We start from the raw sequence: 7,592 nt of genomic DNA, 5'->3' as shown, positions 1-7,592 counted from the left end.
CTGGGGGAAGCGATGCGCGCTCGTCGGGTTTCCCGACGGTTTAGCGCATCAAGACAGCCTCCCCCAGATCCGGGTTCCTTAGCACCAGCAACTACAGACTAAGCACCACTCCATAACCCAAAATAATGATTCAGACAGGAGAGAAAGAACTTAAAGGCATCATCCCCGGCAGTTGGCGGATCCTAGCCAGATTTTGGCCGCAAATCCGCCAGCGGAAACTGCTCATCGGTAGCTCGTTATTCGCACTGTTAGCGGAAACCGCACTCGGATTGCTCGAACCTTGGCCGCTGAAATTCATTTTCGACGGCGTACTGCTCTCCAAGACAGATATCTATCCCGATATTTTGGGTTTTGCACGAGGATTGTCGCCGCTGTGGTTACTCGCGCTGCTAGCAGCATCGATCGTCGCGATCGCCGCATTACGTAGCGTGACGGCTTATTTGAGTACTTATGGGATGGCACTAGCGGCAATTCAGGTGCTATCTGAAGTGCGGAGCAACTTATACAGTCACATTCAGCGACTATCGCTATCGTTCCATCAACGGTTCAAAAGTGGCGATTTGATTGCACGAGTTACCTACGATATCGAACGACTGCGGTTGGTGACGATTAAAACTGCACTGCCATTTATGGCAAATGTAGTCACGATCGTCGGGATGATGGGGGTGATGTTCTGGCTCAATTGGGAACTAGCTTTAATTTCGATCGCGATTTTTCCCCTATTTGCGATTACTACCAGCAATATCGTCGGTAAGATTCGCAAAGAAACCAACAAACATCGTAACTCCGAAGGCGCGATCGCCGATACTACCAGCGAAACCATCGGCGCGATTAGAGTGGTGCAGGCTCTGTCCTTACACGATATGTTGGAGCAAAATTTCCTGATCCAAAATACCAAAAGTCTCCAAGAAGGCGTGAGATCGCTCAAACTGGCGATTTTTTTGGAAGGGTTAGTTAAAGTGCTGATGGCGTTGGTGTTAGCATTTGTGGTTTGGCGCAGTTCCCTACTCGTCTTGCAAAAAACTCTCACTCCTGGTGATGTGTTAATTTTTGTAAACTATCTCAAGACAGCATTCGACCCGATGCGCCAGATTAGCAAACAAATCGGGCAGATTGCCAAAGCGATCGCGTCAGGAGAACGCGCGATCGATATTCTCGATTACGAACCCCACGTTCGCGACTTCCCTGGAGCGACAAAGGCGCACCCTTTCTATGGTTCTGTCAGCTTTCAAGACGTATCCTTCGGCTACGATCCGAATCGGCAGATTTTGAAACAGGTGAATTTTGCGGTCGAACCCGGACAACAAATCGCCCTGGTGGGGCCATCTGGGAGCGGTAAATCCACCCTCGCCAGCCTCCTGCTGCGACTCTACGATCCTACTGACGGCGGCATTCTCATCGATGGCAGAGATATTCGGAGTTATAAATTAGACTCACTCCGCCAACAGATTAGCGTCGTTATGCAAGATAGCGTTTTATTCGCCGTCAGCATTAGGGAAAACATCACCTACGGACGCTTGGGAGCCACCGATGCCGAAGTCGAACATGCGGCGCGGCTGGCAAATGCCCACGATTTTATTATGGACTTGCCCCAAGGCTACGACACGGTCGTCAGCGAACGCGGCGGTACTTTATCGGGGGGACAACGCCAACGGATCGCGATCGCTAGAGCCGCCATCCGCCACTCGCCGATTGTCATTCTCGACGAACCGACGACCGGACTAGATGGAGCCAGCGAACATGCCGTCAATGAGGCTTTAAATCGCCTCACACAGGGCAGTACGACATTTTTGATCTCGCACAACCTGCGGGCGGTCGAACGGTTCGATCTCATCTTCTACATCGAAAAAGGGGAAATTTTAGAGCGGGGCACCCATCCCGAATTAATGGCGCAAGCTGGACGTTATGCCCAGTTATATCGCCTTCAAAATGATGCAAATAATTTAGATCCACAAGGAATAGAACATGTCTTGGAAGCTTGAATGCGAGCGGGAAAAACTTACAGCACAGGAAACACGGGTTATCTTGGTGCGTCACGGGCAAAGTAGCTTTAATGCCGAAGGTAGGTATCAAGGGAGTAGCGATGAATCGGTGCTGACTGAATTCGGACGCCAGACAGCACGGCAGACGGGTGAATTTTTGAGTGGTTTGGCAATTAATGCCATGTACGTCAGTTCGCTTAGGCGGGCACAAGCAACCGCTAGCGAAATATTAGCGCAGATGAGTCCCTCGATCGATCCTGTCAATATTCGCGTCGATTGGCAACTTAGGGAAATCGATCTACCTGCTTGGCACGGACTTTACCATCAGGACGTATGGGAAAATTTTGCCGATGATTACCACTGTTGGAAGCAACATCCCGATCGATTTGTGATGGTCGATCCGCGTACCCAGCAGCCATCTTACCCCGTCCGCGATCTCTACGCTCGATCGCGGCAATTTTGGCAAGATACACTACCGCGTCATTGCGGTGAAACGATAATGCTCGTCAGTCATGCTGGCACGATTCGATCTCTAATTAGCACTGCTTTTAATCTCTCACCTGCCGATTATCACTCGCTGCGGCAATCTAACTGCGGTGTTAGCGTGATGAAGTTTGTGCAGGGAGATGTCCTGGAGTCTCAATTAGAAGTCCTCAATTACACGGAACATCTGGCAACAGAATTTCTCGCCTCAACTGTATAGCAATACTATTTGATTGGTGAGATGGATGTTTTGAACCGCAGAGGCGCAGAGAGCGCAGAGAAGAAGAAAGAGCAGAGAAGAAGAAAGATATTCTCAAAACTCACTTACTCTCTTCCCAAAAGGAGCTTTTTCTATATTTCCTCTGCGTCCTCTGCGCCTCTGCGGTTCAAAAAAAATTGTTAGACAGTAATAAAAATTCAAGCATTTAGAACTCATAATTTACTAGGAAAAAATCAATGTTATATCGTAAATTTGGCACCACAGGTTGGAACGTTTCTACCATCGGCATGGGTACCTGGAATATCGGCAATCAATGGGGCGAAATTGACGAAGATACCGCGCTCGCCACAGTTCGCAGTGCCTTCGATAATGGCGTAAATCTGTTCGATACCGCCGAAGCTTACGGCATCCCCCAAGGATTATCTGAAGAACGCTTGGGCAAAGCTTTACAGGGCATTCGCGATCGCACCTACATCGTCACTAAAATCGGTAGTTGGGGACGACGCACCAATGAAGGACTGCCCAAAAATGTCGATACCATCCGCCTCTGTCTGCAAGCCTCACTATTTCGGATGAAAACTGATTGGGCGGATGCCGTACTCTGTCATGAAGGCGATATCGAAGATCCGAGCGTCTATCTCGAAGCCTTTGAGGGACTCAAACAACAGGGCTATCTCCGCGCCTATGGCATCTCCACCAACAAATTTGACGTAATCAAGCAATTTAATGCGACTGGTAACTGTAGCATCGTCGAACTCGATTACTCACTGCTCAACCCCAAAGCCGAAGCCAAAATTCTCCCCTACTGCATCGAGCATAACATTGCCGTCCTCGTGCGCGGGCCACTCGCCCAAGGCTTGCTCTCTGGTAAGTATGCCGCCGATACCGTCTTCACCGACACCATTCGCGGCAAATGGCACAAGAATGCAGACAAACAAGCCAAACTCGATCGGGATATCACCGCAGTCAAAGCACTCAGCGCGAGCTTACCAGCCGATACCACGATGGCAGCTACCGCCCTCCAGTACGTTATTTCCCATCCCGCGCAACCTGTCGCCATCCCCGGCGCAAAATCGCCAGAACAAGCAGCCCTAAACGCCCAAGCAGGCGATCGCATTTTATCTGATGCCGATCGCACAGCACTACTCCAGAGTATGAAAGAACCCGAAGCTGTATAGTAGTCTCGTCAGATCCCCGACTTCTTAAGTCGGGGATCTTGCCCGTTCGATTTTAAATCACCAGTATTCTGCCCCATAAATCTGGGTTTCTTGTAACGTGTCTTGATTTTCCTCAAATATTTCTGTTGCTTGTTCGATCGACTTACTAATTACTTGATGTTCGATCTCATTCAAGAAGTACTTAGTTACCTTCGTCTCATACCATGCGGGGTGATGTAAAGTAGCAGAATAATGAATACATATTCGATCTCCATGTATGAAAATATTATTTCTAGAGAAGTTTCACATTCATGACCACTTAAATACCAATAATTTCCGACTTTAGCTTTCACAATGTGATGAGCATCCGACCATTGAATTAAAGCAGTTCCATTTGGTTGTCTAACGTAAGACAAAGGTGAATTATCATCTAAATCAACAACATCAAAGAAATCAATCAACCCGATCCTATCGCTTATCTCAAAATCAAATTCCAATCCATTGGGACTCATGGTTCTAATCGTTCCATCTAAAACGTAGCTTTTAAGTATTTCAGATGGTCTCTTGTTATACCAACCATTTAGTTCTGAATGTGGTGGTTGCCACAATATAAATGCTTGTCCTTCCTTTGCAAAATCCTCATTATCCTCGATTTTAATTGGGTATGTTCCCCCAATTTGGGGAAGAACGAGATCGATGTCTACGATTTTCTTAAAGCTCATTTCCCAGCAAAGCTGAGTCCATTGCATGGTTTGAATTAATTCTATACTCATTGTTAACTAGTAAATAACTCATAACAAACAGAACTTGACCCGATCGAAAGCCGATCTTTCCACATGACTTTCAACCATTCTACCACTGCGGATACTGGGCTGTTTACCTCGACTCCCCCACCACTCGTCAGCACCAAGAAAGATCCCCGATCGTCAAATCCACCAATTACAACTGGGCAATATTCACTTTTACTAAGATTACAGCAGCGATATACTTCACCACCTAATTTCACAACTAAACCACCAAATAACCGTAGTGAATTTGCGATAGCCATCCAATCGATTGTCGATCGAATAGAAGATTCCCAACTAGCAATTTCACCACCAGACTTAGCCGCGATCGAAGAGTTAAAAATAGCCTTCGCTCCAGAGTTAGCCACCTTACCCAATCGAGAAACTAGGAAAAAATCTGCCGATCTATTTGCCAATTCTCAGATCGATATATGGGGACAATCCTGCGTATCAAACTGTGTATCTAACAACCATCGCACGATTTCACCAGCACCAGCCAAAATTTCTAACACCCAACCAGCCGAACCCAGCAATCCAACCAGAAAAACAACATATCCAATCGGCACCAAACTATCGGGAGAAGTATTACTCAGCGGAGTTGCCATCGGCGGCAATCCGATCCCCGATGACGACAATAACGATCGCCGCGTCGCTGCTGGCTATCGAGCCAGGTTGAATATTAATACTAGTTTCACTGGATTCGATCGACTCAGAGTCAGGTTCCAAAAGAGCGATCTCCCAGCAGTAAATAGAGTCACTGGCAGCGATATGAGCCGACTCTCTTATCAAGGTAATACGCGCGGTCGATTCGTTCTCAATCGCTTAGAATATCGCTTCCCGATCGACAACAAAACCGAAATATTTGCGACAGCTAAAGGTGGCAATCTGGCTACATTCGGCGATTCCTTAAATCCCCATTTAGACAGTGGTAGTGAAGGCACTATTTCGCGATTTGGCGTGCGAAATCCGATCTATCGGCAAGGGCGCGGGGCGGGCTTTGGCATTACCCACAAATTAGGATCGTCTGTGACTCTCGGTTTGGGCTATCTTGCCGATGATATCGATCGACTCGAAACAGGACTATTTGGTGGTGCCTATGGTGCGATCGCCCAAATTACCTATAAACCCAATCCACAATTTGGCATCGGCGTCAACTATATTAAATCCTTCAATCGACTCGATACCAATACAGGCAGCGATCGCGCCAACGATCCGTTCGACGATAATAGTAACGCGATCGCTGCCGATGCCTTCGGGGTGCAATCTTCAGTGCAGATTGCCCCCAACGTTTATCTCGGTGGATGGGCGGGACTTACTCGCGCTCAGGCAATAGATTTACCTGGAAATCCCACTGCAAATATTTTCAACTGGGCAGCAACCTTATCATTTGTAGATATTAGCGGTAAGGATAGCTTGGCGGGGATTATTATCGGTCAACCACCCAAGGTAACTAGCAATCAATTTACCGCCAATGGCGCATCATATTCCGACCCCGATACCTCCCTGCACCTAGAAGCATTTTATCGCTGGCCGATCGCCGAAAACATTGCCACCACCGCAGGCATATTGATTATTACCAATCCCGACCATAATGCCGCAAATGACACCACCTACGTTGGTGTTATTCGCACGCTGCTTGAATTTTAATCGAACATATACATTACTAGACTACCTGCGAAAGTCAGGCTTTAGGCTTTAGGTTTTAGGCTTTAGGCTTTAGGGGAAACTGAGGTCTGCCCATGAACTGCTGTCTTTAGAACGCATGTAGCAGCAAGGGTTGCGGCGATACTCGACTTCGATCGAAATTTTATTTGCGTAGATTTACGGAAAGTGAATCCACCGATCTGTAGATATTGGTACGAACACAAAAGACACAACTCAAACATACAGTTAACAACTAGAAAACACAGATTAAAGTTTAAAATAAATCTCCAAGTTTTCCGAAGTTAACTCACTAATCTTTGTTGTCTTGAGTGTAAGTAAACACTAAAATATCGCTACTTAAATAGGAATACTCAGCTCATGAACTTCAAATCTATCCTCGCTATCGGTTTAGGCGTCGCTACATTAGGTCTGACTCTTCCCGCTCATGCCGATACTGCGAACTCCAACACCAGCAAACAAACCACTGTCATTACTGGCGACAAAAACGTTGCCAACCAACGCAACACTTCCGTCATTCGCAATACTGGCATCGGTCGTTCGACTTTTGAAAACACTGGTAGCAGCAATGATAACTCCCAAGGTGTCGATATTTTCGGCAATCGCAACCGTGTCGATCAAAAGAACGACAGCAACATCAACAACGTTCGTTACAACCCCCGCCGCTACTAATACCGTTGCCATCGGTTTTAAATCTAAATTTGTTTAATAACTCTTTTTAGCTCAAATAGCTCATTTACATAAATTAGTAAATGAGCTATTTGAGTTTTTTCATGTAGTTTTACCTATTACTAGGCAACAGAGGAGACTACCAGTTCTTGCATCAAGATAGAAGAACTAAGTAGCTGGGCGTAATTAAATATAAAATGTCCAGTAGGGTGGGCACTGCCCACCAGCTAGGCTTCAGACATTTTCTATCTAACAAATATTTGCACCTACCTACTTAGTTAAAGCGGAGATCTTAAAGGTACCCCATTCTCCGCTCCCCGTCAAAATAGTAATTTGCTGTGAATTTATTTTTTACAAATGCTTGCATAACAACGACTAGAGCAATATTTAACTTCGATCGAAATTTTATTTAGCAATATTTCTGGAAAGTGAATCTATCGATCTGTAGATATTGGTACGAACACAAAAGACACAACTCAAACATACAGTTAACGCCTCGAAAACACAGATTAAAGCACAAACAAATCTCCAAGTTTTCCGAAATTAGCTCACTAATCTTTGTTGTCTTGAGTGTAAGTAAACACTAAAACATCACTACTTAAATAGGAATACTCAGCTCATGAACTTCAAATCT

At 46.1% G+C, this 7,592-nt stretch carries 6 protein-coding genes; 5 read left to right on the top strand and 1 reads right to left on the bottom strand.

What is annotated here, in order from left to right:
• Window positions 1–125: 125 nt before the first annotated feature.
• The 3 genes from C7B77_RS18975 to C7B77_RS18965 all read left to right on the top strand — a co-directional run bounded on the left by C7B77_RS18975 (window position 126) and on the right by C7B77_RS18965 (window position 3,863).
• A complete protein-coding gene (locus C7B77_RS18975; RefSeq protein WP_106308328.1) occupies window positions 126–1,982 on the top strand; it encodes an ABC transporter ATP-binding protein in 1,857 nt (618 codons plus the stop codon).
• Window positions 1,966–2,685, top strand: a complete 720-nt coding sequence (locus tag C7B77_RS18970) for a histidine phosphatase family protein (RefSeq protein ID WP_106308325.1) — start codon at window positions 1,966–1,968, stop codon at window positions 2,683–2,685. Before C7B77_RS18975 ends, C7B77_RS18970 begins: the two co-directional genes overlap by 17 nt.
• Window positions 2,686–2,921: 236 nt before the next feature.
• Window positions 2,922–3,863 carry an aldo/keto reductase gene (locus C7B77_RS18965; protein ID WP_106308322.1) on the top strand — a complete coding sequence of 314 codons (942 nt, stop codon included), beginning with the start codon at window positions 2,922–2,924 and terminating at the stop codon, window positions 3,861–3,863.
• Between the two features lie 185 nt (window positions 3,864–4,048).
• Here the strand turns inward: C7B77_RS18965 and C7B77_RS18960 are convergent, their stop codons facing one another.
• Complete coding sequence (locus tag C7B77_RS18960; RefSeq protein WP_106308319.1) at window positions 4,049–4,615, bottom strand: hypothetical protein; 567 nt, start codon at window positions 4,613–4,615, stop codon at window positions 4,049–4,051.
• A gap of 63 nt (window positions 4,616–4,678) precedes the next feature.
• Between C7B77_RS18960 and C7B77_RS18955 the strand changes: the two genes are divergently transcribed.
• Both C7B77_RS18955 and C7B77_RS18950 read left to right on the top strand, forming a co-directional pair.
• A complete protein-coding gene (locus C7B77_RS18955) occupies window positions 4,679–6,274 on the top strand; it encodes an iron uptake porin (protein WP_106308316.1) in 1,596 nt (531 codons plus the stop codon).
• A gap of 375 nt (window positions 6,275–6,649) precedes the next feature.
• Window positions 6,650–6,961 (top strand): hypothetical protein, encoded by a 312-nt coding sequence (locus tag C7B77_RS18950; protein WP_106308313.1) that lies wholly within the window; start codon window positions 6,650–6,652, stop codon window positions 6,959–6,961.
• Window positions 6,962–7,592: the final 631 nt, after the last annotated feature.

The organism is Chamaesiphon polymorphus CCALA 037, assembly GCF_003003845.1.
Taxonomy (GTDB): domain Bacteria; phylum Cyanobacteriota; class Cyanobacteriia; order Cyanobacteriales; family Chamaesiphonaceae; genus Chamaesiphon; species Chamaesiphon polymorphus.
This window is presented reverse-complemented; position numbering and strand designations above follow the sequence as displayed.